The organism is Streptomyces sp. AM25 (genome assembly GCF_058146165.1).
On sequence record NZ_JBKIWN010000009.1, the window covers coordinates 169861 to 195467 of the forward strand.

Below are 25607 nucleotides of genomic sequence, written 5' to 3' on the forward strand. Positions count from 1 at the left end.
GTCGCCTCTCCTCCGCGCAAAAAAATGACAGCCGCCGACTCATGATTTTGATTGTCAAGTGTCAGCGGCTGCCATAATATCGGTTCATGATGTCTCGGACCACCGTCGCCGACGCGACGCCGCCGGCTCTCGGGCCCCGGAAAGGATTACGGGGCCATCCCTGGCTGACGCTCATCTCCGTCGCCTTCGGCGTGATGATGGTCGCGCTCGACGGCACGATCGTCTCCATAGCCAACCCCGCCATCCAGAAGGACCTGGGCGCCTCGCTCGCCGATGTCCAGTGGATCACCAACGCCTACCTCCTCGCCCTTGCCGTCGCCCTGATCACCGCCGGCAAGATCGGTGACCGCTTCGGCCACCGCCTCGTCTTCCTTATCGGTACCACCGGTTTCGCCCTCTCCTCCGGACTCATCGCCCTCTCCGGCGGTGTGTCGACGGTCGTGGGCCTGCGCGTCCTGCAGGGCCTGTGCGGCGCACTGCTCATGCCCTCGGCCCTCGGGGTGCTGCGCGCGACCTTCCCCGCCGAGCGGCTGAACATGGCCCTCGGCGTGTGGGGCATGGTCATCGGCGCCTCCACGGCCGGCGGGCCGATCGTGGGCGGGCTGCTCGTCGAGCACGTCAACTGGCAGTCCGTCTTCTTCATCAACGTGCCCGTCGGCGCCCTCGCCGTGGTCCTCGGCCTGCTGTTCCTCAAGGACCGGCGTTCCGAGCACGCCTCCCGCAGCTTCGACCTGCCGGGCATCGTGCTGCTGTCCGCCGCGATGTTCTGCCTCGTCTGGGCGCTGATCAACGCCGCCGACTGGCACTGGGGCAGTGCGAAGACGCTGGTCTTCCTCGGCGCCTCGGCGCTCGGCTTCGTGCTGTTCGTCCTGTGGCAGCTGCGCGCCCGCGAACCACTGCTGCCGCTGGGCTTGTTCCGCTCCCTGCCGCTCTCCGCGGGCACGGTGCTGATGGTGCTGATGGCCTTCGCCTTCATCGGCGGGCTGTTCTTCGTGACCTTCTACCTGCAGAACGTGCGCGGGATGTCCCCGGTCAGCAGCGGTCTGCACCTGTTGCCCACCACCGCGATGATGATCGTCGCCTCACCGATCGCCGGCGCGCTCATCACCCGCATCGGGCCCCGCATCCCGCTGGCCGTGGGCATGACCTCCACGGCGGTGGCCTGCTTCGGGCTCGCCGCCCTGACGCCGCACACCGGCACGCTGCTGATGTCCGTCTGGTTCGTCCTGCTCGGCATCGGCCTCGCGCCGACCATGGTGGGCGCGACCGAAGTCATCGTCGGCAACGCCCCGTTGGAACACGCCGGGGTGGCGGGCGGCCTCCAGCAGTCCGCCATGCAGGTGGGCGGTTCGCTGGGCACGGCCGTGCTGGGCGCGGTCGTCGCGTCGCGGGTCAACCACCTGCTGCCGGGCAACTGGGCCGCCGCCGGGCTGCCTCGCGGCACGGCGGAACAGATGGCCCAGGCCGACAGCGCGGTCCAGGTCGGCGTGGCACCGGTCCCGCCGGGGGCCCCGCCGGAGCTGGCGGCGCGCATCTCCTCGGTGGCGCACGACACGTTCGTGTCGGCCATGAGCACGGGATTCGTGGTCTCGGGCTGTGTCACCGTATGCGCAGCGGGAGTTGCCCTCTTCACGAAGCGAGGCGCCCACACGACGGAGGGAGCCGGGCACATCTGAGCTGCAGCGCGTCGGCTGCGGGCTCGTCGTGGCCGGCCGCGCAGTTCCCCGCGCCCCTGACGGGGCACGGCGCCCCGTCAGGGGCGCGGGGAACTGCGCGAGCAACCAAGGACGGCCCGCAGCCGAATCGACGGGCCCCAACGGCGAGGGCCCCGACCGAAGTTCACCCGGTCGGGGCCCAACTCGCGCAGTGCTAACGCTTACGCGTCGCCACCGGCCGCACCCGGGTCGGCAGCCGCCACGTCCAGCAGCTCGTACCGGTCGATCGCCTGCTTCAGCGCCGAGCGGTCGACCTTGCCCTCCTTGGCGAGCTCGGTGAGCACGCCGAGGACGATCGACTGGGCGTCGATGTGGAAGAAGCGACGCGCCGCACCACGGGTGTCCGCGAAGCCGAAGCCGTCCGCACCCAGCGACTGGTACGTGCCGGGCACCCAGCGCGCGATCTGGTCCGGAACCGCACGCATCCAGTCGGAGACGGCCACCTTCGGGCCCTCGACGCCGGTGAGCTTCTGCGTCACGTACGGGACACGCTGCTCCTCCTCGGGGTGGAGCAGGTTGTGCTCCTCCACCGCGATGGCGTCACGGCGCAGCTCGTTCCAGGAGGTCGCCGACCAGACGTCCGCCTTGACGTTCCACTCCTCGGCGAGGATCCGCTGGGCCTCGATGGCCCACGGCACGGCCACACCGGAGGCGAGGATCTGCGCCGGAATCGCGCCCTTCTCGCCCTCCTTGAAGCGGTACAGACCCTTCAGGATGCCCTCGGCGTCCACGCTCTCCGGCTCGGCCGGGTGCTGGATCGGCTCGTTGTAGACGGTGAGGTAGTAGAAGATGTCTTCCGCGTTCTCGCCGTACATGCGGCGCAGACCGTCCTGGACGATGTGCGCGATCTCGAAGCCGAACGCCGGGTCGTACGCGACGACGGCCGGGTTGGTCGAGGCCAGCAGGTGCGAGTGGCCGTCGGCGTGCTGCAGGCCCTCACCCGTGAGGGTGGTGCGGCCGGCGGTCGCACCGAGGACGAAACCGCGCGCCAACTGGTCGGCCATCTGCCAGAACTGGTCACCGGTGCGCTGGAACCCGAACATCGAGTAGAAGACGTAGATCGGGATCAGCGGCTCGCCGTGCGTGGCGTAGGCGGAGCCGGCGGCGATCAGCGAGGCGGTGCAGCCGGCCTCGGAGATGCCGTCGTGCAGCATCTGACCGGTCGGGGACTCCTTGTACGCGAGCAGCAGTTCGCGGTCCACGGCCTCGTACTGCTGGCCCAGCGGGTTGTAGATCTTCGCCGACGGGAACAGCGAGTCCATGCCGAAGGTGCGGTACTCGTCGGGGGCGATCGGCACGAAGCGCTTGCCGATCTCCTTGTCCCGCATGAGGTCCTTCAGCAGACGGACGAACGCCATGGTGGTGGCGATCGACTGCTGGCCGGAGCCCTTCTTGGTGGGTGCGTAGGCCTTGTCGCCCGGCAGGACGAGCGGCTTCGAGCGGTCCACACGACTCGGTACGTACCCGCCCAGCGACTTGCGTCGGTCGTGCATGTACTGGATCTCCTCCGAGTCGGGGCCCGGGTGGTAGTACGGCGGCAGGCCGGACTCCAGCTCCTTGTCCGTGACGGGGATGTGGAGACGGTCGCGGAAGCGCTTGAGGTCCTCGACCGTGAGCTTCTTCATCTGGTGGGTCGCGTTGCGGCCCTCGAAGTTCGGGCCGAGCGTCCAGCCCTTGACCGTCTGCGCGAGGATCACGGTCGGCTGGCCCTTGTGGGCCTTGGCCGCCGCGTACGCCGCGAAGATCTTCTTGTGGTCGTGACCGCCGCGGCCCAGGTGCAGGATCTGGTCGTCGGTCATGCCCTCGACCATCTTGCGGAGACGCTGGTCGTCGCCGAAGAAGTGCTCGCGGATGTACGCACCGGTCTCGGTGGCGTACGTCTGGAACTGGCCGTCGGGGGTGCTGTTCAGCTTGTTGACCAGGATGCCGTCCCGGTCCTGCGCCAGCAGCGGGTCCCAGGAGCGGTCCCAGACCAGCTTGATCACGTTCCAGCCGGCGCCGCGGAACTGCGACTCCAGCTCCTGCATGATCTTGCCGTTGCCGCGGACCGGGCCGTCGAGGCGCTGCAGGTTGCAGTTGACGACGAAGGTCAGGTTGTCCAGGCCCTCACGGGCGGCCAGGGACAGCTGGCCGAGCGACTCGGGCTCGTCCATCTCGCCGTCGCCCAGGAACGCCCAGACGTGCGACTTGGAGGTGTCGGCGATGCCGCGGGCCTCCATGTAGCGGTTCATGCGGGCCTGGTAGATCGCACCGAGCGGGCCGAGGCCCATCGAGACGGTGGGGAACTCCCAGAAGTCCGGCATCAGGCGCGGGTGCGGGTACGACGACAGGCCGTACGGGGCCTTCGACTTCTCCTGGCGGAACGCGTCCAGCTGCTGCTCGGACAGTCGGTCCAGCAGGAAGGCGCGCGCGTAGACGCCGGGGGAGGCGTGGCCCTGGAAGAAGATCTGGTCGCCGCCGTCGCCGCCGTCCTTGCCCCGGAAGAAGTGGTTGAAGCCCACGTCGTAGAGGGAGGCGGAGGAGGCGAAGGTGGCGATGTGGCCGCCGACGCCGATGCCCGGGCGCTGGGCGCGGGACACCATCACGGCCGCGTTCCAGCGGGTCGCGTTGAGGACCTTGCGCTCGATCTCCTCGTTGCCGGGGAAGAACGGCTCGTCCTTGGTGGCGATGGTGTTGACGTAGTCCGTGCTGCGCATCTCGGGCACGGCGACACGCTTCTCGCGCGCCCGCTCGATCAGGCGAAGCATGAGGTAGCGGGCACGTTCCCGGCCGCGCTCATCGACAGCTGCGTCGAGTGAGTCGAGCCATTCCTGGGTCTCTTCGGGATCGAAGTCCGGGACCTGGCTGGGAAGGCCGCCAATGATGATCGGGTTGCGATCGGATCCGGAAGCCACGCTGTTCCTTCGCTGTTCGGGTCGTGCTGGGCACGCGGTCAAATATTGTCTCTGCTTTTTGTCGCGCCGTCCCATCGTGGACCGCGGCGGCGGAAACGTCATCTCTACTGGGCGGTAACCGCCGCAGGTGAGACGAAACGTCGTGGGTTGGTCGCCCGGGGCGGCCAAATCGCAACCTTACGCCCCCTATGGGGGTCGTCCGTGTACGGCCGTTCGGGCCCGCTTCCGGCGTCGCATGGAGTAACTTCGCAAACTCGACAGAACGCTGTGGTGTGAATCACGCGCCACTGCTGCCTCATGGTGGGAGATGCCCGGAGACCGCCGTACTCGTCACCGTTTCGGCGGGCTCGGTGGCCGGGTACTTGCGCGATCCGCCCGGCACGTGTGGACTACGCCCATCGCTTCGCGTATGCGCGGGGCGGGAGTATCTTTCGAAAGATGACAGGAGGAAATCCGTGAGCGCGACCGCGGACCACGCGGAGGAGCGGACCAACCCAGCCGCACGGTTGGGGTTCGAGCCGGGACAGGTGGTCCAGGAGATCGGTTACGACGACGACGTCGACCATGATCTCCGTGAAGGTATCGAGTCCGTCATCGGCCAGGAGCTCGTCGACGAGGATTACGACGACGTCGCCGACGCCGTCCTGCTGTGGTTCCGGGATGAGGACGGCGACCTCACGGACGCGCTGGTGGACGCCATCGGGTTCCTCGACGAGGGTGGCGTGATCTGGCTGCTGACCCCGAAGACCGGGCGTGACGGCTACGTCGAGCCGAGCGACATCCAGGACGCGGCGCAGACCGCGGGGCTCTCCCAGACCAAGAGCATCAGCGTCGCCAAGGACTGGTCCGGCACGAAGATGGCCTCGCCCAAGCGGTAGCGCTACCGCTGGTTTCGGCCGTTCCTCGGCTGCGGGCCCGCTGTGGCCGGTCGACGGGGCGCGGCCCCCCTTGACGCATTCCCTACGCCCCCGGTGACCCCTGTCGCCGGGGGCGTTCGGCGTGGGTGACAGACTGGGGGCTCCGTGACCAGAGAGGTGTTTCCCATGGCTATCGCCGTAGGCGACAAGGCGCCCGACTTCGCGCTGAAGAACCAGCACGGTGAGACCGTCCGGCTCTCCGACTTCCGCGGGCAGAAGAACGTCGTGGTGCTCTTCTACCCCTTCGCCTTCACCGGCGTGTGCACCGGCGAGCTCTGCGCCGTGCGCGACAACCTGCCGCAGTTCGCCAACGACGACGTGCAGATCCTCGCCGTCTCCAACGACTCGCCCTTCTCCCTGCGCGTCTTCGCCGAGCAGGAGGGCCTCGAGTACCCGCTGCTGTCCGACTTCTGGCCGCACGGCGAGGCCAGCCGCGCCTACGGCGTCTTCGACGAGGAGAAGGGCTGCGCGCTGCGCGGCACCTTCGTCATCGACAAGGAGGGCGTCGTCCGCTGGACGATCGTCAACGGGCTGCCCGATGCGCGTGACCTGAACGAGTACACCAAGGCGCTCGCGGCGCTCTGACACGCGCTCCCCGGCGCACGCGGGCAACCCCGGCGCCGGGCCGCTGCGTCCTTCGCCGACAAGAGCCTGTAATCGGTGGGAACCGGGCACTACGCTCCGTACGTTGATCCGGTTGCCATCGCACAACCGGGGGCGGGGGACGCACCCCGCCCCTTGAACCAATGGAGGACTCGTGGGAGTCAGTCTCAGCAAGGGCGGCAACGTCTCGCTGACCAAGGCGGCCCCGAACCTGACCGCGGTGATCGTCGGTCTCGGCTGGGACGCCCGTACCACCACCGGTACGGACTTCGACCTGGACGCCAGCGCGCTGCTGACGAACGAGGCGGGCAAGGTCGGCAACGACCAGAACTTCGTCTTCTTCAACAACCTCAAGAGCCCCTGCGGTTCCGTCGAGCACCAGGGCGACAACCTCACGGGCGAGGGCGAGGGTGACGACGAGGTCATCAAGGTCAACCTGGCCGGCGTCCCCGGCGACGTGGCGAAGATCGTCTTCCCCGTGTCCATCTACGACGCGGAGGCCCGCAAGCAGAGCTTCGGCCAGGTGCGCAACGCCTACATCCGCGTGGTGAACCAGGCCGACGGCAGCGAGCTGGCCCGCTACGACCTGAGCGAGGACGCCTCGACCGAGACCGCCATGGTCTTCGGCGAGCTCTACCGCAACGGCGCCGAGTGGAAGTTCCGCGCGATCGGCCAGGGTTACGCCTCCGGCCTGCGCGGCATCGCCCAGGACTTCGGCGTCAACGTCTGACGTCCGCCGCAGCCCCGTCCGGCGCCGCATCCCGAACTCCGGGGTGCGGCGCCGGACATGCGCGCCGGGCGCACATCACGATTCGGGGAGGACCAGCACCATGGGCGTCACGCTCGCCAAGGGAGGCAACGTCTCCCTCTCCAAGGCCGCACCCAATCTCACGCACGTGACCGTCGGTCTCGGCTGGGACGCGCGCTCCACCACAGGAGCCCCCTTCGACCTGGACGCCAGTGCACTGCTGTGCGCGGGCGGGCGGGTGCTGGGCGACGAGTACTTCGTGTTCTACAACAACCTCAAGAGTCCTGAGGGTTCGGTGGAACACACGGGGGACAACCTCACCGGTGAGGGCGAGGGCGACGACGAGTCGATCCTCGTCGACCTCACCAAGGTGCCGGCCGCCTGCGACAAGATCGTCTTCCCGGTCTCCATCCACGAGGCCGATCTGCGCGGCCAGAGCTTCGGCCAGGTCAGCAACGCCTACATCCGCGTCGTCAACCAGTACGACGGCAGCGAGCTGGCCCGCTACGACCTCAGCGAGGACGCCTCCACCGAGACGGCGATGATCTTCGGCGAGGTCTACCGCTACGGCGGCGAATGGAAGTTCCGTGCGGTGGGCCAGGGGTACGCGTCCGGGCTGCGCGGCATCGCTCTAGACTTCGGGGTCAACGTTTCGTAAAGCCGCGTTCCCGCGCGGCTCCCCGAACAGCGAAGGATTGGGTCGCCAGTGCTCCTGAAAACCTTTGGTTGGTCGTTCGCCGTGACCGCGGCCGGACTGGCCCTGGCCGGCGTTCTCTGGGGGTGGCAGGGGCTGGCGATCGTCGCGATCCTCTCCGTCCTGGAGATCTCGCTCTCGTTCGACAACGCGGTCATCAACGCCGGGATCCTCCGGAAGATGAACCCGTTCTGGCAGAAGATGTTCCTGACGCTGGGCATCCTCATCGCCGTCTTCGGTATGCGGCTGGTCTTCCCCGTCGTCATCGTGGCCATCACCGCCAAGCTCGGCCCGATCGAGGCCGTCAAGGTCGCCATCCAGGACCACGACCGCTACGAGCAGCTGGTCACCAGCGCCCACCCGGCCATCGCGGCCTTCGGCGGCATGTTCCTGCTCATGATCTTCCTGGACTTCGTCTTCGAGGACCGGGACATCAAGTGGCTGGCCTGGCTGGAGAAGCCGCTGGCCAGACTCGGCAAGCTGGAGACGCTCTCGATCGTCGTCGCCCTGGCCGCGCTGCTGGTCGCAGCGACCACCGTCGCCACCTCGGTCCCGGTGCACGGCGGTACGGGCACGGTCGACAAGACCGCGACGGTGCTGCTGGCCGGCATCGGCGGCCTGGTGACCTACCTGATCGTCGGCGGTATCTCGGGCTTCTTCGAGGACCGTCTGGAGGAGGAAGAGGAAGACGGCGAGGAGACCGGGGCCGGACTGTCGCAGAAGAGCGGCGGATCGGTTGTCGGACTGGCCGGAAAAGCCGCTTTCTTCATGTTCTTGTACCTTGAAGTCATCGACGCCTCCTTCTCCTTCGACGGAGTCATCGGCGCCTTCGCCATCACCAACGACATCTTCGCGATGGCGCTCGGTCTGGGCATCGGTGCGATGTACATCCGCTCGTTGACGGTCTTCCTTGTCCGTAAGGGCACCCTTGACGACTACGTCTATCTCGAGCATGGCGCGCACTACGCGATCGGAGCGCTGGCCGTCATTCTGCTGGTCACGATCAAGTACGAGATCAACGAGGTCATCACGGGTCTGATCGGCGTCGTCCTGATCGGTCTGGCGTTCCTCTCCTCGGTGCTGCGCAACCGCCGTGAGAGCGGCTCGGGCAATGGCTCGGAAACGAAGGCGGAAGTCGCCACCGGGGTGTGACCCCGGCACATTTGAGGAACGTTTCCCCTGGAGGCGGCCGCGAGGAACACCTCGCGGCCGCCTCCGTGGTTCCGGCACGGTCACGTCTCAGACGGTGGGGGTACGGCGCGATGACGATTCGGGAAATGCTCTTCGGCAACTGGGGATACGGGGCTGCGCGGCAGTTCGACGTCACCGGCACGGGGGCGGTGGAGCTCACCAAGCGCCACCACACGTTCTCGCTGACCAAGCAGGGTGCCGTCACCGGCAATCTGCGCGTCAACCTGTCCTGGCGGATGCGCACCTCGGACTTCTTCGACGACCGCTCCACCTCGCTCGGGGCCGGGCTGCGGCACCCGTTCCGCAAGTTCACCCCCGACCTGGTGGCGGCACAGGGCCCGGCCATGGTCAACGTCGACCTCGACCTCGCCTGTATGTACGAGCTCCAGGACGGCTCGAAGGGGGTGGTGCAGCCGCTCGGCAACATACTGGGGAGCATCAACTCCCCGCCGTACATCCAGCTCAGCGGCGACGACCGGTTCGGCTCGGGCGCGGGTGAGGACATCTACATCAACATGGACCACCGCGACGAGTTCAGGCGCCTGCTGGTCTTCGTCTACATCTACGACGGCACACCGGCGTTCGACCGTACCCACGCGACGGTGACGCTGTATCCCGGGAATGGCCCCCAGCTCGAAATCCCGCTCCACGAGCGCGCCCCGGAAGCCCGCTCGTGCGCCGTCGTCATGATCGAGAACCGCGACGGGGACCTCGTGGTCCGGCGCGAGATGAAGTACGTCTACGGCTTCCAGAGCGAACTGGACCGCCTGTACGGGTGGGGGCTGCAGTGGGGACGGGGGTACAAGTCGAAGGTGTGAGCGCTCCGCCGGGGAGCGGTTCTTCGGCTGCGGGTTCGTCGTGGCTGATCGCGCAGTTCCCCGCGCCCCTTCGGGGCGCGGTACCGCATCACCGCGCCAGGAACTGCGGCCCCTGAGGCGGCAGCCGGAACCCCGGCACCGGCGCGTACACCGGCGGAGCCACGGGCGGCGGCGGATACGACGGCACCGGCACCGGCGGCTCCGCCTCCGGGCCCTCCGCAGGAGGCCCGTCGTCCACCGAGATCCCGAACTCCGTGGCGAGCCCGACCAGCCCGGACGCGTAGCCCTGCCCGAGGGCCCGGAACTTCCAGCCCTCCCCGCGCCGGTACAGCTCGCCGCAGATCATGGCCGTCTCGTCGCCCGTCTCCGGCCGCACGTCGAAGCGGGCGACGGGCTCGGCGGCTGCCTCCGGCCCGCCCGCGGCCATGTCGTAGAGCAGTACGGACAGGTCCTTGACCAGGCCGAAGGGGCCGCCGTCCGCGGAGGCGGCCAGGACGACGCGCGCCACCGAGCCGTCGAGCGCGGGGAGGTCGGCCTCCAGCGAGTCCGTCATCCCCTCCACGAGCCGCTTCTTGGGCAGGTGCCGGACCAGGCCGGAGGGGTGGCGGGGCTGGTTGTAGAAGACGAAGTCCTCGTCCGAGCGGACCCGTCCCGCATCGCCCAGCAGCAGGGCGGAGGCGTCCACGTCGGGGACGCCCGGGCCGGGGGTCCAGCGCAGTACGGCCCGTATGGTCAGGGCGTCCAGCGGGATGTTCGACCCCTTCAGCATCGCGTGCGTCATGCCCGCAATCCTGCCTTCCTCCGCGGGCGGCGGACAACGCAGGGGTGCCGCGCGTACGGCTGCTCCTACTCCAGATGTTGACGCTGGTCAGGAGTTTTTCTGTTGCTTGGGGAACTCTTGACCACCCGCCGGACGTACGATAACCAGCCACACTCCGGGCCCGGCAGCACCTCCCGGAGGCGTCGAGGCGTGGCCCAACGGGGAGACTGATGAGGCATTTCGACCATCTTGCGCCCGCGGTGCGGAATGGGTTGTTCCATAAGGAGCCGTGCACCTTCGATGCCGGCTCCCCGGCCCGCACGCTCGCGGCCGCCCTCGGCGCCACGCTCTACAGCCCCGCCACCCGGAGCGCGCTCGCCGCGGACGTCGTCAAGCAGGCGGAACGCGGTGTGGTGTCCATGGTCCTGTGCCTGGAGGACTCCATCGGGGACGCCGAGGTCGCCGGGGCGGAGGAGAACCTCGTCCGGCAGCTGACCGCGCTCGCGGAGTCCGGCCGTGATCACCCGCTGCTGTTCGTCCGCGTCCGCGAGCCCGGCCAGATCACCGCACTGATGCGGCGCCTCGGCCCGGCCGGGCGGCTGCTGTCCGGATTCGTACTCCCCAAGTTCACCGAGGAACGCGGTCTGCCCTTCCTGGAGGCGCTCGCCGCCGCCGAAAGCGCCTGCGGGCAGCGGCTGTTCGCCATGCCCGTCCTGGAATCGCCCGAGCTGCTGCACCTGGAGACGCGCACCGGGACGCTCGGCGGCATCGCCCGCGCCGTCGAGAAGCACCGCGACCGCGTGCTGGCCCTGCGCCTCGGCGTCACCGACTTCTGCTCCGCCTACGGGCTGCGCCGCGCGCCCGACATGACCGCGTACGACGTGCAGCTCGTCGCCTCCGTCATCGCCGACGTCGTCAACGTCCTCGGCCGCGCCGACGGCAGCGGTTTCACCGTCACCGGCCCGGTGTGGGAGTACTTCCCGCAGCCCCAGCGGATGTTCAAGCCGCAGCTGCGCCGCAGCCCCTTCGCCGGCGCCGCGGAGGCGCTGCGCGCCGCGCTGATCGAGCACGACATGGACGGTCTGCTGCGCGAGATCCAGCTCGACCGCGCCAACGGCCTGCAGGGCAAGACCTGCATCCACCCCTCCCACGTCGCCCCCGTGCACGCCCTCTCCGTCGTCAGCCACGAGGAGTTCAGCGACGCGCAGGACATCCTGCGGCCGGACCGCGACGGCGGCGGAGTGCTGCGCTCCGCCTACACGAACAAGATGAACGAAGTGAAGCCGCACCGGGCCTGGGCCGAGCGGACGATGCTGCGCGCCGAGGTCTTCGGCGTCGCGCGGGAGGATGTCGGCTTCGTGGAACTGCTGTCGGCGGGTGTGCGGACGTGAAGGAGCGGCGGAGCGTGGTGGACGTGTGGTCGGGCCAGTGGGTCACGGACCGGCTGGGGATCGGCCTGGAAGGGGACCGGCGGCTGCCGGAACTGCTGGGCCTGGCCCTGCGGCGCAACCCCAGACGGGCGCACCTGCTGGTGTCGAACGTGCTCGGCAAGCACGTGCCGGCCTCGCCCGCGCGGGTGTACGGCGCCGGGCTCGATCTGGGCCGCCGGGTACGGGAGTTGCTCGGCGAGGTCGGCGCGGCGCGGGCGGTGGTGCTCGGCTACGCGGAGACGGCCACGGGCCTGGGCCACTCCGTCGCGGACGGCCTGGGCGCCGCCCCGTACCTGCACTCCACGCGCCGCCCGGTGCGCGGGGTCCGCGCGGTCGGCGGCTTCGAGGAGGAGCACAGCCACGCGACCTCGCACCTGCTGCTGCCCGAGGATCCGGAACTGCTGGCCGGTGAAGGCCCGTTGGTGCTCGTCGACGACGAGTTCTCGACGGGCCGCACCGTGCTGAACACCGTCGCGGCGCTGCACGAGAGCTTCCCCCGCGACCGCTACGTGGTCGTCGCCCTGGTCGACATGCGCACCGCGCAGGACCGCGCGCGGCTGGAGGAGTTCGCGGCGGAGCTGGGCGCGCGCGTCGACGTCGTCGCGTCGGCGAGCGGGACCGTAGGACTGCCGGAAGGGGTGCTGGAACGGGGGCAGGAACTGGTCGCGCAGCACGACGAGGGCCGTGCCGAGGACCCGCCGCACCGCGCCCCGGTGTCCCGCGTCGACCTGAACTGGCCCCTCGGCCTCCCCGACGGCGGCCGCCACGGCTTCACCCCGGCCCACCGCGCCCGCCTGGAAGCCGTGCTTCCGGAGATGGCGGCCCGTATCCGCGCGGCCCTCCCGCCGGACGCGGCCCGCGTACTCGTCCTCGGCAACGAGGAGTTGATGTACGCACCCCTGCGGCTGGCGGAAGAACTGGAACGGTCGGTGGACGGCGTGCGGTTCTCCACCACCACCCGGTCACCGGTCCTCCCCGTCGACGACCCCGGCTACGCGATCCGGTCGCGGATCGCCTTCCCGGCCCACGATGCTCCCGACGGCGAGCGCTACGCCTACAACGTGGCCGGCGGCGGCTTCGACGCGATCGTCGCCGTCGTCGACTCGGCCGGCGACACCCCCGCCCTGCACACCCCCGGCGGCCTGCTGGACCGCCTCGCCGCCCACACCCGGAAGGTCCTGCTGGCCGTGATCCCCTCGCACCGCGCCGCAGGCGAGCCCCTGCGCGGCCCCGCCTTCTCCTCCTACGCCCCCGAGGACGTCGGCTGGCTGCTCCAGGATCTGTCCTCCGTGGCGCTCGAAGCCCCCACCGAGGAACGGGAGGAGGCCATCCAGAGCGGCGGCGCGCACTACGCGGAGTCGTTGCCGGTCGAGTACCAGCCCAGCGAGCGCTACCAGGCGCTCTACCGCGCCGCCCTCGACGCCTCCGCGGCCCGCATCGCCCGCGCGGTCGGCGTCGTCACCGAGACCGTCCTGGCGGAGTGCTCGCCCCGGCCCGTCCTGGTCTCCCTCGCCCGCGCCGGCACGCCCGTGGGCGTGCTGATGCGCCGCTGGGCACAGTACGCGTACGGCCTGGACCTGCCGCACTACGCCGTCTCCATCGTCCGCGGCCGCGGCATCGACGTCAACGCCCTGCGCTGGCTGGCCGACCGGTACGACCCGGCGGACGTCGTCTTCGTCGACGGCTGGACCGGAAAGGGCGCGATCACCCGCGAACTGGCAGCGGCCCTGGAGGACTTTGACGGCTTCGACCCGCGGATCGCCGTCCTCGCCGACCCGGGCCACTGCGTGGCCACCTACGGCACGCGCGACGACTTCCTCATCCCGTCCGCGTGCCTCAACTCGACCGTCTCCGGCCTGGTCTCGCGCACCGTCCTGCGGTCCGACCTCGTCGGCCCCGGCGACTTCCACGGCGCCAAGTTCTACCGCGAACTGGCCGGCGCCGACGTCTCGCGCCCGTTCATCGACGCCGTCACCGCCCGTTTCCCCGAGGTCGCCGAGGACGTCGCCCTCGACGCCAAGCACTTCGCCGCCGCCCCCGACCGCGAGCCCACCTGGACCGGCTGGGCGGCCGTCGAGCGCATCAGCGAGGAGTACGGCATCCACGACGTCAACCTCGTCAAGCCGGGCGTCGGCGAGACGACCCGCGTCCTGCTGCGCCGCGTCCCCTGGAAGATCCTCGCCAAGCGCGGTGCCGGCGCCGACCTCGACCACGTGCGGCTGCTGGCGGAACAGCGCGGCGTCCCCGTCGAGGAGGTCGACGGGACCGACGGCCTGCCCTACAGCTGCGTCGGCCTCGTCCACCCCCGCTACACGCGCGGCGCCACCGGCGCGGACGGCAAGGCGGTGCCGGCGCCGTGACACCGATCCTGATCGCCAGCGACCTCGACCGCACCCTCATCTACTCCGAGGCCGCGCGGAGCCTGGCCGCGTACGAGTCCCCGCTGGTGTGCGTGGAGACGTACGAGGACAGACCGCTGTCGTACATGACGCACACGGCCGCCACGCTGCTGGCCGAGGTGGCCCGTACGGCCGTCTTCGTCCCGGCGACGACCCGCACGCGGGAGCAGTACGGCCGCATCCGACTGCCCGGCCCGGCACCGCGGTTCGCGGTCTGCGCGAACGGCGGGCAGCTGCTGGTCGACGGCGAACCCGACGCCGGCTGGAACGCGGCGGTGCGGCGGAGGCTGGCCGCCGAGTGCGCCCCGCTGGCGGAGGTCCGTACGCGCCTGCTGCGCACCGCGGACCCGGTGTGGCTGCTCAAGGAGCGCGTGGCCGAGGACCTCTTCGCGTATCTCGTCGTGGAGCGCGGGCAGTTGCCCGGCGACTGGGTCGGGGAACTGGAGGAGTGGGCGGCGGCGCAGGGCTGGACGGTGTCCCTCCAGGGCCGCAAGCTCTACGCCGTGCCGAAGCCGCTCACCAAGAGCGCGGCCGTCGCCGAGGTCGCCCGCCGCACCGGCGCCGCCACGGTGCTGGCCGCGGGCGACTCCCTCCTCGACGCCGACCTGCTGCTCGCGGCGGACCGCGCCTGGCGCCCCGGCCACGGCGAACTGGCCGACCTGGACTGGGCGGCGCCGCACGTCACGGCGCTGGAGGCGCGGGGCGTGACGGCGGGGGAGGAGATTGCGCGGGCGTTCGCCGAGGCGTGCACGTAGTCTCGTCGCCATGTCGTCATGACAACGAGGAGGCACAGTGCCCGAGTTGAAGAGCGTTCCCCTCACCCCGGAGCTGTACGCGTACGTCCTGGCCCACAACCCGCCGCTGGACGCCGTGCAGAGAGCCGTGGTCGACCTCACGCACGGCAGGCTGCCGGACGTGGCGGTCAAGCAGGTCCCGCACGAACAGGCCGCGTTGCTGGCCTTCCTGGTCCGGCTGACGGGCGCCCGGCAGCTCCTGGAGGTCGGCACCTTCACCGGCCTGTCGGCGCTGTCCATGGCGCAGGCGCTGCCGCCGGGCGAGGGCCGGCTGATCGCCCTCGACATCTCGGAGGAGTGGACGGCCCACGCCCGCCGCGCCTGGGCCGAGGCGGGCGTCGCGGACCGCATCGACCTGCGGATCGCCCCCGCACTCGACTCCCTGCGCGCCCTGCCGGCCGAGCCGCACCTGGACCTGGCGTTCCTGGACGCCAACAAGGACGGCTACATCGCCTATTGGGAGGAGATCGTCCCGCGGCTGCGCGTGGGCGGCCTGCTGGTGGTCGACAACGTCCTGTTCCAGGGAACGGTCGTGGACCCGTCGGTGACGGACGGGCCGGGCGCGCACATCCGCGCGTTCAACGAACACGCGGCGAAGGACGGGCGGATGGAGAGCGTGATGCTGACGGTGTCGGACGGGGTGACGCTGGCGCGGCGGGTGGGGTGAGCGCTCCGCTCAGCCGCAGCAGCCGCCCCCGCAGCAGCCGCCGCCACTCTTTTGCGGAGCAGGTGCGGCGCTGCCGGTCACGGCAACGGTCGACAGCAGCTTCACCGTGTCCTCGTGCCCGGCAGGGCACACGGCCGGGTCGGACGACTCGGACATCGGCCGGGTCATTTCGAACGTGTCACCGCACGCCTTGCACCGGTATTCATAACGAGGCATGCCCGCAGCATAGCCAGCCGCGGTCTCAGTGACCCTGCCCCCGCTCGTCCCGGATCGCCTGCACCACCCCGGCCGCGACCTCGCGCACGGCCTCCGTCTCCGTGAGGAAACGCCACCAGTCCGGGTGCCGCCCCTCCAGCCCCGCGACCGCACGGTCCAGCCGCTCGACCGCCGCGTCGAGCGGCCGGGCGTGCCGGGGGTCGGGGGTGCTGCGCCCGGCCATCGCCAGCCGCTGCGCGTCGCGCAGGGCGAAGCGGGTGCGCTCGACCTCCCCGCGGTGGTCGAAGGACACCTCGTCCAGCCGCCGCAGCCGCTCGCCGGCCGCGGACACGGCCTCGTCGGTGGTGCTCAGCAGCGCCCGCACGGTCGCCAGCCGGGCCGTCGCGTCCGCCCAGCGCTGCTCGTCCCGCGCCTCCTGCGCCTCGCGCAGCACCTGTTCGGCCCGGGCCACGGCCCGCTCGGCCTCGTCCGGCACCTGCTGCAGGTCCTGCCAGCACGCCGCGCTGTACCGGCGGCGCAGCTCGCTGAGGACGGGGCCGACGGCGCCCGCGCGCGTGGTGAGCGCCTGGGCGCGGGTGCGCAGCGAGACGAGCCGCTTGTCGATCTCCGCGGCCTTCTGCGGCAATTGACCGGCTTCGTCCTGAATGGCGGCGGCCTCGCGCAGCACGCGCTCCGCACGCTCGACGGTCCCGCGCACGCCGTGCTGCCCGGCGCCCTGGTTGAGCAGGGTGAGCTCGGGGGAGAGGGCGGCCAGCCGGGCGGCCAGGTCGTCGGCGCGCAGCCCCGAGGCCCGTGCGGCGTCCAGCGCGTTGCTCGCGGCGAGCAGCCCCTGCCGGGCGCGCTCCACCGCCGGGGCGACCTGTGCCAGCTCGGTCTCGGCGCGGGTGAGCAGCGGCCCGAGACTCTGCCCGAACCGTTCGAGATCCCCCTTGACGCGGACCAGCTCGTCCTTGGCCCGCGTCAGTTCGGCGCGGGCGCGGGAGGCGGTGGAGGCGTCGAGATCCTCCCGATCAAGATCATGCGCATCGACGGAGCCGATGTAGGAGTGGCTGACCTCGTCGATCCGCTGCCCGAACGCCTCGAAGTCGGCGGCGGCCTTGCGGGCGGCGGGGGAGGAGTCCACCGCGGTGATCGTCTCGATGGAGATGCGGAGTTCGCGCTGGGCGGTGTCGAGCTCGTAGAACGCGGCGGCGGCCGCGTCCTTCGCGGCCTGGGCGTCGGCACGCTGCGCCTCGCCGCTGCGGCCCCAGCCCCAGCGGCGCGTGCCGCCGCCGGCGAAGGAGGCGAGGGCGAGGGCGGCGAGCGGCAGCGGGAGCAGCACGAGGCCGGCGGTCTGCCGTATGGATTGCGCGAAGGTCGCCGTCACGTTGCCGTCTGCCCTCTCCGGTGAGTCTCCCCAGGCCCGACGGCCATTGTCCCACCTGTGGGGGGCGACTCAGCGAGTGGTGACGGTGAGGCTGCCGTTGCCGCTGAGGGCGGTCACGGCGTGCGCGCTGGCGGCGTCGCGCGGGACGTCGACGCTGACGTGCCCGTTGCCCGCGTGCGCATCGACGTTGTAGGCGGCGCGGGGGAGGGCGATGCGGGTGGAACCGTTGCCGCTCTTCGTCCCGACCCGGTCGGGCACCTGCTCGAGCCCGAGCCGGATGGACCCGTTGCCGCTGGTGACGGACACCTGCCGGGAGCGGATGCCCTCTTCGGCGGTGACGCGCCCGTTGGACGAGCGGAGGTCGAGCGCCCCGCCGGAGTCGCGCACGTCGACGGACCCGTTGCTGGTGCCGATCTTCAGACCGCTGTCGAAGCCGCGGGCGCGGACGGACCCGTTCTTGTCCTTGACGTGCACGGCGATCCCGCGCGGCACCTCGATCCGGTGCTTGGCGTCGCACCCGACGCTGATCCCCCGGCAGTGCAGCCGCAGCTTGAGGGTGTCCCCCTCCATGCTCCACGTGACCCCCGCGGACCCGCCCAGGGCCCACCCGTCGAACCACCGCGTCACCTTCACGTCCTTGCCGCCGCCGCTCCCGCCGACGAGCTCGACGGCGGAATTGTCGGTGTCCACGGTGAGCTCCTGCCCACGCACCGTGAACGTCCGCTGCTCGGGCGCGGCATCCTCGGCACTGGCCCCACACCCGCTGAGGGCGGCACCGGCGATCAGAACACCACCGACCACGATCGAGGTGCGGGCGGCGACGGCGCGGGGAAGCATGACGAACTCCGTTCGGGGCGGGGCGGGGCGAGGCGGGTGGAGCCTGGCTGACACCTTCGACCCTAGGGACGGCGGCCCGCCGAGGGGATCCGGTGCGCTACCGGGTACGGGGTGGGGTTTTCCCCACCCGGGGACCTTGATCAGGTTTGCCGGGGTACGGTCTCGGCCATGTAGGCTGTCTGCTCGTGCGAGGGCGCATAGCTCAGCGGTAGAGCGCTGCTCTTACAAAGCAGATGTCACAGGTTCGAATCCTGTTGTGCCCACCAGTGCGAAAGAGCCCCGGAGCTTCGGCCCGGGGCTCTTCGGCATCCTCGGGTGACAACAACGGTGACGGTCAGCGCCGGAGCCAGACAGCTTGATGCCGTGCGACGGCGAAGGTATGCCCCACCTGATCAGGGGTGAGGTTGCCCGAGAGATCACCGAGCGCTGACACCTCCCGTTCGCGATATGCCCGCACCACGTCCGGCGTGGCAGCGGACTCCACAGAGGTGGCCCCCACGAACACGAGGACCGGTTCCACAGGGACGGCGAATCCGCAATGCCGCGCCAGCACTCGTCGGACGTATGCAGCTTCCGCCTTGCCGGCCGCCGGGTACGGTACTTGTCCGCCGTTGACCTTGACCATCTCGTCGCCCACCCAGACCGAAGCACCTTGATGATTCTTGGTGTTGATGGTGAACACGCCGCCAGGGCCGATCAGTAAGTGGTCTATGTCGCCGCCGTTGGGCTTGGGAACACCATGCAGAACACGCCAGCCTCGGTCGGCCAAGCGCTCCAACTCACGGCCCACGCGCCGCTCACCCTCAAGGCCGCTGTACCAGCTGTCCCACTCGGAAGAACGCCTCAGCAGCTTCATCCAGAAGCGTTCGGCGGATGACGGACCCCGAGCTGCGAACAGCCCGAGGAGGGCAGCGCCCGGACGGTTCTTCGCCAGATCGTCGGCCACGCCAGGCTCCGGCAGCTGTGCAGGCGCAGAGCTCTCACGCCGCTCTGCCTTGGTCTCGGCCATGACGTGGGGCTCCGGGGGACGGACAGTCACAGGATCGCCGAGTATCGGCCGTAACAGGGCCACGGACTCACGCCGATACCGTTCCACATTGATCGTGATCACCTTCGTCGGACGATCTGCCCAGGCCACGGCAGTCCTGTCCGGCAGGTTCACGTAGAGCCGATCCTGACCGTCCCGCTTCCACGCCCTCACCGAGAGGTTGCTCATCGGCCCGCCCCCCAAATGCGTATCGCCCCGTACATATCGCAGCAGTGGACCCGGGCGTCTGCAAGGGCGTCTTGCGGTCAAACTTCCCCTTGGAAACACCCCCGCGGAGAGATCTCCGCGGGGGCGTTCGCAGTCCCTGCTCAGGCGACGGGGACCATGCTCTTCTTGGCCAGTTCGTACGCCGGAAGCATCTCCTTGTGCTCCTCGTTGTCGAGCCCGCCGAGGTGTACGACGGTCACGCCCTTCGGCGTCGACACCGCAAGCGCGTGCTGCTGCTTCGGTTCGTCCGAGAGGGCGCTCTTCTGCGTGTAGACGACCTCTGCAGCGGGCAGTTCGCCGGCCTTGACGTCGCTGTAATCGGAACCGGTGACGTTCTTCTCCTCGCCGATGAAGTCCTCCAGCACCTGACGCGGCGACTTGTCGGTCCGGTCCCCGGTCCACACACGCATGAAGCCGATGTTCCCGGCCGGCTTCGCATCGATCTCGCAAGCGCCCCGGACCGACTTGTGGCCCATGAACTTGGAGATGAGCTCCCCGTCCTCGGCCGAAAGCCCCTTGGGCTTCCACATCTTGGCCACCTCGAACGACACCGGGAGCTCACAGGCCGTCCCGGCGTTCCCGATCCGGGTGCCGTTCTTCCAGCCGTCGCCCTTGTCCTCGGCCTTGCCGGAGGTCTTCTTGCTCTCTTCCTTCGCCGGGTCGGCCGAGGCGCTGCTCTCCTTGGCGGCGGCCGCCTTGTCGTCCTTGTCGCTCTTGTCGGCCTCGGGCGAGCAGCTGGTCAGCACGCCGATCGCGAGCACAGCAGATATTGCGCCCCATGTGGACTTACGCATGTTAAAAATTTCCCCAAGATTGAACTAACTGCGCAAAACCTAACTCTCTGGGTGCAGCATGCTCAAACCGAATACTCGCCGGGGCCGGGGCGCCTCCGGCAGTCGTGACCGATGAGCTTGCGGATCGCCACCGGATCGCACAGCATCCGGTCGCTTTCCGGCGCGGGTAGGAGCCAGTACGCCCCTGGCGGTTCCCTTCGCGTAGGGACGGGCACGCCGAGGTAGTTGACGGGATGCTCGATGCCGATGCACTGGGTGCCGCGCTCCGCCCAGTCCCGGAAAGTGCCCGGCGGTACGAGCAGGCTGTACCGGGTCTGTGTGCGGGAGGCGATGACGGCGCCGGCGAGGCCGGTTGTGCGGAAGTGGTTCTCGATCGCCTCCCGGTCCGTGATGCCGCGGATGCCTCGTTCCACGATGCCGGAGGGGAGTTGTACGACATCGAAGTGCAGGCCGACCTCGAGCGTGGCGGTCATGCCTCTCGCCCACGACTCGCGAGCGTCGGCCGGGCGTGTTTCGCGCGAGACGAGCCAGAGGGATGCCGGGAGGGAGAACGCAGGGTCTGTGGGGGTGTTCGGGGACGTCATGTTTGTCTTCCCGCCTGATCGGTGTGCGTTGGCACAGCGATGGTGGTCGGCGGTGGAGGCAGGAAGTACCCCTGACAGGGGTGGTGGAGATCAGCCGAGGGCGTTGCACCACTCGGCGAAAGCGCTCAGGGGGCCGGCGTCGGCACGCTTGAGGCGGCGCAAGGTGGCTGCGTCCTGGCGGACCCATCTGTGTTCCCGAGTGTGCTGGGGCGCAATGCGGCGGGCGGCCTGCAGCGATTCGAAGGCGTCGTCAGGGCGTCCGGACCAGAGCTGGGCGCGGGCGATCTCGATGTAGAAGCCGGACCGGCGTTCGGCCGGCAGGTCCTGCGGTGGCGCCCATTCCTGCGCGAGCGTGAGGGCCCGTCCGAGATGGTCGTTGCCGAGGCTGACCGCGACCGAGACCTCGTGGATGCGCACGGAGGACGGCCCGAACGCCGTTCCCTGGTAGATGCCTTCGGGGACGAGATCCCCGAGCCTCCGGGCTTCGATGAGGTGTGTGTCTGCGGCTGCAGCGTCGCCTGCACGGCCGGCAATGACGGCGGCTCGCATGTGCAGTGCGCCCCTGGCGGCAATGATCGCCCTACTGGTTGGGACTGGAGTGGCCTCCAGTGCTTCGACCAGGGTTCGCAGGCCGGTTTCGTGGGCTTTGGCGGCGAAGTAGGTCTCGGTACGGACATAGGCAACGGAGGCATCAAGGAGCGGATCGTCGGTGTGACGGGCTGCCCAGCGCATGAGCTCGATCAGACGGGCGGACAGGTCGCGGGCGCCGTATTTGTAGGCGACCGAGTCGGCGGCCCGGTAGGCGGCGACGAGGAGTTGGGCAACTTGCAGTTTCTCGGTGGCCGGTGCCGAGTGGAGTGCCCTGGAGAGTTCGCCGAGGAGCGGCGGGAGATGGCGGCTGATGCGCACGTACTGTGCGCCCAGGCGCCATTGGATGGCTTGACCGACGGCCTTTTGGAGATCCGGGAGAGCGCGGACAGGGCCGTCGGGCGGCATGTCGTGAGTCGCGAGGACTGCCGACAGCGTAGGCATGGCCTGATGCACGCGGTCGTCTGCGCGGTCCCGTTGCGGGAGAAGCTTGGTCGGGTCGACGTCGAGTGCGGCGGCGATGGCTTCGAGTACAACGTCACCGGCGCCGCGTTCACCGCGCTCGAGTTTGCGGATGGTACCGAGGGAGACACAGGCAGCAGTGGCCAGTTGCTGCTGAGTGAGGTGTGCGATGCGGCGCTGGTAGGCGATGCGGCGCCCTACCTCTTGGTGCGCTGGTACCGACATGCATGCTCCGTCCGAGGCGTCACTTCGAACGGTACTGTCCCGTCCAAGGCGCAGCAGGGCAGTTCATGCCGTCGGCTATGACGCGAGCAGCGCCGGTAGATCCGTGAGCGTGGTGATCCGCCAGTCGGCGGCCCGCGCCTCGGGGGCATCGGCCCAGAGGTGGCCATAGGGTCCGCGCCTGAGGTGTGCGGTGCGGAGGCCTGCCGCTGCCGCCGGTGTGATGTCGTTCTGGGGGTGGTCCCCGACGTAAACGGCGCGGTGGGGAGCCGTACCCGCGAGGGCGACCACGTTGGTGAAGAAACGGGGGTCGGGTTTGGCGACTCCCCATTCCGCGGAAGTCGCGATCGCGTCGACAGGCAGGCCCAGTTCACCGAGCAGTTGCCCCGCACGGGCAGTCTGGTTTCCGGCGACGACGACGTGGAATCCGGCTTGTTGCAGTGCGGACAGCGCAGGCCTCACGTCCGGGTAGAGGTCGGTCTCCTCCAGCCGCTCGCCGCAGCCGGCGGTTTCACGGGCTCGGTATTCGGCGCCGATGTCGATGCCAGGCCGTGCCAGACGGAGGGCGTCCGCATTGTCCCGGCCCTGCGCGACGACCGCTCCGACGAGGGCAGAGAGAGTGTGGCGGGGAATGCCGAGCCAGTCCGCCCAGGTCCCCCACCCGCGGTCGTCCTTGACGAGGGTCTCGCCGACGTCGAAAACCACTGCCTCGATCATGCGGCCAGCCTACGGCTGACGCCGGAATTCCAGCTGGCTCACTCCGTTGTAGCCGTAGCTCTCCGAATGCATCTCGTACAGAGCCACGCCTGCGACAGGTGAATTCAGCTGGAACTCAGCCCTCGAAGCCGTTCGCGCGCAGGATGTCGTCGATACGGGCGCGGTGCGCCGCCTCCCACATGTCGAGGGATTCGGCGGCCTCCTTCGCCAACTTCGTCCGGGCGTCCCGGAGTACCTGCTCCCGGCGGTCGCGGGGAACGGCCACGACGCCTTCCTCGTCCGCCACCACCACGTCCCCGGCGTGCACCCGCACCCCGCCGCACTGCACCGGCACGTTGAACGGCTCCACGGCCGTCTTCGTGCCCGGGATCGGGATGACGCCCCTGGCGAAGACGGGGAAGCCCATCGCCCGTACCTCCGCGAGGTCGCGGATCACCCCGTCGGCCACGAAGGCCGCGATGCCCCGGCGCTGTGCGACGGCGCAGACGTTGCCCCCGGCCAGGGCGTGGTCCATGTCCCCGGACTCGACGACGATCACCGAGCCGGGCTCCGCGCGGTGGATGGCCGCGTGCAGCATGAGGTTGTCGCCGCGAGGGCACCGCACGGTGAACGCCGGTCCGGCGACGCGTGGTGTCGACGGCCACAGCGGGCGTATGCCGGTGTCCATGACCTGCCCGCGGCCGAGGAGGTCGGCGAGGGTGGTCGGGGGGATGTCCTCGAAGCCGGTCATGTTTCGTCCCTTCCGGTGCCCGCGCACGGTAACCGGGCGGCCCGGGCCGCCGCCAGGCCCGGCCGTTCACTCGAACCCCGTATACCCCCGTATACCGCCGCCGGTTGAGGCGCGGTTCAACCCTCCACGGGATGCCGGTACGCGGCCCGGGCCGCGAGCATGGCTGCTCCGGACACTCTGAACTCTGAACACTGAACACCTCGATTGGGGGAGCGAAATGTCCAACCGAATACCCAACCGAACGAAGCTGCTCGCCATCGGCATCGCCTCACTGGCCCTCGGCGCCGCGTCCGTCGCTCCGGCCGTGGCCGCGCCGGCCGGACCGGCCGTGCGGGGCTGCATCACGTGGACCGACAACGCCGGCCCCGGGCACGCGGGCCGGGGCCATGCGAAGTGTGCGGGGATGCGGGTCTACGTACAGACCACCGCCCATTGCCGTGACGGCAGCACCTCCGTCAGCGGCTGGCGCTGGGAGTACAACAAGGCCGAGTGCCCCTACGCGACCGGCATCGACAGGGTGACCTACCGGACCAGGCGCTGAGGTGCCGGACGCCGGATGTTCCGCTGACGCAAACCTTCGCTTTCGGCGGTGCGGCGTCGAGGTTTGCGTCAGCGGAAGCGCCCCTTCCGGCTCGCTCAGCCCCTCGTCCGCGCCAGGAACAGGCGCGTGGTCGCGCCCAGCCGCACCGTCCCGCCCCGCCCGTCCACCAGCGGCCCCACCTCCGCGAACAGCGCCTCCCGTTTCCCGGCCGGCATGATGCGGTACGCGGAGTGGGACGACAGCAGGTCCAGGAAGCCGGCGGTCGAGCGGGCGTGCTCGGCCGTGTAGTTCCGCTGCTCCACGTCCACGAAGCCGCCGTCGGCCCGCAGTTCCTGCAGGACCCAGGAGTCGGGGCCGTCCGTGCGGGAGTTGACGAATTCGTCCGGGAAGGTCTCCGTGAACTGCCGCCCGTGGGCCGCGGACAGGTCGTCCCGGAGGGCCGCGTCCAGCACGTGCCAGTCCGTCCAGAACAGGGCGATCGTCCCGCCGGGGCGCAGCGCCTCCCCGGCCCGCGCCCAGCGGACCCCGGGGTCGATCCAGTGCCAGGCCTGGGCGGCGTACAGGAGGCCGTAGCGGCGGTCCGGGTGCCAGGTCTCGAACTCGCCGGCCGTCACGGTCACCGTCACCGCCGCCTCCGCGCACTTGCGCGACAGCAGTTCCGCCATCCGCGGGTCGGGCTCGATGCACGTCAGCGGCACGCCGCGGGTGGCGAAGGCCAACGCGGCCTTGCCGGTTCCGGCGCCGACCTCCAGGGCGGGAACTCCCTGCGGGCCGGCGAACGCCAGGACGTCGTCGATCAGTTGGTCCGGGTAGGGGAGGCGCGCGGCGTCGTACGCCTTGGCCACCTCGCCGAAACTGCGGCTGCGGCGCTGCTGTTCGCTCTGCGGTGTCGACTCCTCGGTCATGAGGGCACCTTAGGGCGTACTCAGGGCCCACTCAGAGCCCACTCAGGGCCTGCTCGGGGCGTGTCAGGGCGTGGCCCACGGGGGCGCGGCGCCGGCGCACTTACACCCGCGCGGGCGAACGCGCACCCCCGTGCACCCGATTCGCACTTGCGGACGAGCAGTCCGCGCCGTCCTGGAGTTTGGCGGCATCCGGCCCTTCACCGCGCCGGGCGCAGCCGTGATGGTGATGCGTGGGCCGGCGGCGTCCCGCCGTCGGCGGAACCGAGTGAGAGGAAGTCGCGCGCATGCCTCCCATCCCGGTAAAGCCCGGTATCTACCGGATCCACGCTCACATCATCGGCCCCGGCGCCCTGATCACGGCCACGGAGCACGCGGTCAAGTACGGTGCACCCATCATCGCCGACCGCCCCAACCCGCTCCCGTTCGAGCAGGAGTGGGCCATCGAGCCGGCCGAGCCCATTCCCGGTTCTCCGTACGTGATACGCCTTGTCATGCAGGACCGGGCCGGGCTCGTCATCGCCGAGGACAAGCTCTGGGTGAACAGCGTTCCGCGCGAGGAATGGGCGAAGTTCACGTTCGAGACGGTCCTCGGCGGGGTCAAGATCCTGTCGGACAAGGGCCTCGCCCTGCGCGCGGGATTCCGCGGCTCGCAGATCGAACTGGTGCCGCCGAAGCCCGAGTTCCAGGAGACCTGGACGCTCGAGTTCATCCGTCCCGTCGACGGGGACTAGCCGAGCAAGCAGCAATTGCCCGCCGGCCG

General features: G+C 70.0%; 25 protein-coding genes and 1 tRNA gene. 14 read left to right on the forward strand and 12 right to left on the reverse strand.

Translation table 11 applies throughout. The features are described 5' to 3' along the window. The first annotated feature begins 89 nt into the window (after positions 1–89). Positions 90–1676, forward strand: coding sequence for an MFS transporter (locus ACLHRZ_RS13465; RefSeq protein ID WP_490418907.1), 1587 nt, complete (start codon positions 90–92; stop codon positions 1674–1676). Between the two features lie 200 nt (positions 1677–1876). Here ACLHRZ_RS13465 and aceE read toward each other — a convergent pair whose 3' ends face one another. After that, a complete protein-coding gene (aceE, locus tag ACLHRZ_RS13470; RefSeq protein ID WP_490418620.1) occupies positions 1877–4609 on the reverse strand; it encodes a pyruvate dehydrogenase (acetyl-transferring), homodimeric type in 2733 nt (910 codons plus the stop codon). Between the two features lie 455 nt (positions 4610–5064). Here aceE and ACLHRZ_RS13475 point away from each other — a divergent pair, with 455 nt between their 5' ends. From ACLHRZ_RS13475 to ACLHRZ_RS13500, 6 genes are all read left to right on the forward strand, one after another. Next, positions 5065–5487, forward strand: a complete 423-nt coding sequence (locus ACLHRZ_RS13475) for a DUF3052 domain-containing protein (RefSeq protein WP_490418621.1) — start codon at positions 5065–5067, stop codon at positions 5485–5487. A gap of 165 nt (positions 5488–5652) precedes the next feature. Further along, positions 5653–6111, forward strand: a complete 459-nt coding sequence (locus tag ACLHRZ_RS13480) for a peroxiredoxin (RefSeq protein ID WP_171082123.1) — start codon at positions 5653–5655, stop codon at positions 6109–6111. 172 nt (positions 6112–6283) lie between these two features. Next, a complete protein-coding gene (locus ACLHRZ_RS13485; RefSeq protein ID WP_490418622.1) occupies positions 6284–6859 on the forward strand; it encodes a TerD family protein in 576 nt (191 codons plus the stop codon). A gap of 100 nt (positions 6860–6959) precedes the next feature. After that, entirely contained in the window at positions 6960–7535 is a 576-nt protein-coding gene (locus ACLHRZ_RS13490; RefSeq protein ID WP_490418623.1) for a TerD family protein, read from the forward strand. A gap of 48 nt (positions 7536–7583) precedes the next feature. After that, positions 7584–8723 (forward strand): DUF475 domain-containing protein, encoded by a 1140-nt coding sequence (locus ACLHRZ_RS13495; protein ID WP_490418624.1) that lies wholly within the window; start codon positions 7584–7586, stop codon positions 8721–8723. A 110-nt stretch (positions 8724–8833) separates the two neighbouring features. Next, positions 8834–9580, forward strand: a complete 747-nt coding sequence (locus tag ACLHRZ_RS13500; RefSeq protein ID WP_490418625.1) for a TerD family protein — start codon at positions 8834–8836, stop codon at positions 9578–9580. Between the two features lie 88 nt (positions 9581–9668). Here the strand turns inward: ACLHRZ_RS13500 and ACLHRZ_RS13505 are convergent, their stop codons facing one another. Further along, the gene (locus ACLHRZ_RS13505) at positions 9669–10361 is read right to left on the reverse strand and encodes a TerD family protein (protein WP_490418626.1); all 693 of its coding nucleotides are present in this window, start codon (positions 10359–10361) and stop codon (positions 9669–9671) included. Positions 10362–10570: 209 nt separating this feature from the next. Between ACLHRZ_RS13505 and ACLHRZ_RS13510 the strand changes: the two genes are divergently transcribed. From ACLHRZ_RS13510 to ACLHRZ_RS13525, 4 genes are read left to right on the forward strand one after another with little or no spacing between them, the layout of a single operon-like run. After that, on the forward strand, positions 10571–11731 hold the full coding sequence (locus ACLHRZ_RS13510) for an HpcH/HpaI aldolase/citrate lyase family protein (protein ID WP_490418627.1): 1161 nt from the start codon (positions 10571–10573) through the stop codon (positions 11729–11731). Between the two features lie 23 nt (positions 11732–11754). Beyond that, positions 11755–14130 (forward strand): phosphoribosyltransferase, encoded by a 2376-nt coding sequence (locus ACLHRZ_RS13515; RefSeq protein WP_490418908.1) that lies wholly within the window; start codon positions 11755–11757, stop codon positions 14128–14130. An 8-nt stretch (positions 14131–14138) separates the two neighbouring features. Further along, the gene (locus ACLHRZ_RS13520; RefSeq protein WP_490418909.1) at positions 14139–14924 is read left to right on the forward strand and encodes an HAD family hydrolase; all 786 of its coding nucleotides are present in this window, start codon (positions 14139–14141) and stop codon (positions 14922–14924) included. Between the two features lie 37 nt (positions 14925–14961). Further along, positions 14962–15630, forward strand: coding sequence for an O-methyltransferase (locus ACLHRZ_RS13525; protein ID WP_490418628.1), 669 nt, complete (start codon positions 14962–14964; stop codon positions 15628–15630). A 9-nt stretch (positions 15631–15639) separates the two neighbouring features. Here the strand turns inward: ACLHRZ_RS13525 and ACLHRZ_RS13530 are convergent, their stop codons facing one another. The 3 genes from ACLHRZ_RS13530 to ACLHRZ_RS13540 all read right to left on the reverse strand — a co-directional run bounded on the left by ACLHRZ_RS13530 (position 15640) and on the right by ACLHRZ_RS13540 (position 18049). Next, the gene (locus ACLHRZ_RS13530; RefSeq protein WP_490418629.1) at positions 15640–15846 is read right to left on the reverse strand and encodes an FmdB family zinc ribbon protein; all 207 of its coding nucleotides are present in this window, start codon (positions 15844–15846) and stop codon (positions 15640–15642) included. A 25-nt stretch (positions 15847–15871) separates the two neighbouring features. Further along, positions 15872–17212, reverse strand: a complete 1341-nt coding sequence (locus ACLHRZ_RS13535) for a hypothetical protein (RefSeq protein WP_490418630.1) — start codon at positions 17210–17212, stop codon at positions 15872–15874. Positions 17213–17281: 69 nt separating this feature from the next. Further along, the gene (locus ACLHRZ_RS13540; protein WP_490418631.1) at positions 17282–18049 is read right to left on the reverse strand and encodes a DUF4097 family beta strand repeat-containing protein; all 768 of its coding nucleotides are present in this window, start codon (positions 18047–18049) and stop codon (positions 17282–17284) included. Positions 18050–18240: 191 nt separating this feature from the next. Here ACLHRZ_RS13540 and ACLHRZ_RS13545 point away from each other — a divergent pair. Then, positions 18241–18315: transfer RNA gene (locus tag ACLHRZ_RS13545), tRNA-Val, on the forward strand. Between the two features lie 68 nt (positions 18316–18383). On the opposite strand, the gene ACLHRZ_RS13550 is transcribed toward ACLHRZ_RS13545, so the two are convergent. From ACLHRZ_RS13550 to ACLHRZ_RS13575, 6 genes are all read right to left on the reverse strand, one after another. After that, positions 18384–19265 carry a nuclease-related domain-containing protein gene (locus ACLHRZ_RS13550; protein ID WP_490418632.1) on the reverse strand — a complete coding sequence of 294 codons (882 nt, stop codon included), beginning with the start codon at positions 19263–19265 and terminating at the stop codon, positions 18384–18386. A gap of 140 nt (positions 19266–19405) precedes the next feature. Next, positions 19406–20098 carry a lipoprotein gene (locus ACLHRZ_RS13555; protein ID WP_490418633.1) on the reverse strand — a complete coding sequence of 231 codons (693 nt, stop codon included), beginning with the start codon at positions 20096–20098 and terminating at the stop codon, positions 19406–19408. 62 nt (positions 20099–20160) lie between these two features. Then, entirely contained in the window at positions 20161–20571 is a 411-nt protein-coding gene (locus tag ACLHRZ_RS13560) for a hypothetical protein (RefSeq protein WP_490418634.1), read from the reverse strand. A 201-nt stretch (positions 20572–20772) separates the two neighbouring features. After that, on the reverse strand, positions 20773–21957 hold the full coding sequence (locus ACLHRZ_RS13565) for a helix-turn-helix domain-containing protein (protein WP_490418635.1): 1185 nt from the start codon (positions 21955–21957) through the stop codon (positions 20773–20775). A gap of 75 nt (positions 21958–22032) precedes the next feature. Then, positions 22033–22671, reverse strand: coding sequence for an HAD family hydrolase (locus ACLHRZ_RS13570; RefSeq protein ID WP_490418636.1), 639 nt, complete (start codon positions 22669–22671; stop codon positions 22033–22035). 115 nt (positions 22672–22786) lie between these two features. Next, complete coding sequence (locus ACLHRZ_RS13575; RefSeq protein ID WP_490418637.1) at positions 22787–23401, reverse strand: RraA family protein; 615 nt, start codon at positions 23399–23401, stop codon at positions 22787–22789. A gap of 217 nt (positions 23402–23618) precedes the next feature. Here ACLHRZ_RS13575 and ACLHRZ_RS13580 point away from each other — a divergent pair, with 217 nt between their 5' ends. Then, entirely contained in the window at positions 23619–23942 is a 324-nt protein-coding gene (locus ACLHRZ_RS13580) for a hypothetical protein (RefSeq protein ID WP_490418638.1), read from the forward strand. A gap of 95 nt (positions 23943–24037) precedes the next feature. On the opposite strand, the gene ACLHRZ_RS13585 is transcribed toward ACLHRZ_RS13580, so the two are convergent. After that, positions 24038–24847: a class I SAM-dependent methyltransferase gene (locus ACLHRZ_RS13585; RefSeq protein WP_490418639.1), complete on the reverse strand. Its 810-nt coding sequence runs from the start codon at positions 24845–24847 to the stop codon at positions 24038–24040. Between the two features lie 284 nt (positions 24848–25131). Between ACLHRZ_RS13585 and ACLHRZ_RS13590 the strand changes: the two genes are divergently transcribed. Beyond that, positions 25132–25578, forward strand: a complete 447-nt coding sequence (locus ACLHRZ_RS13590; RefSeq protein ID WP_490418640.1) for a hypothetical protein — start codon at positions 25132–25134, stop codon at positions 25576–25578. The last annotated feature ends 29 nt before the right edge of the window (positions 25579–25607 follow it).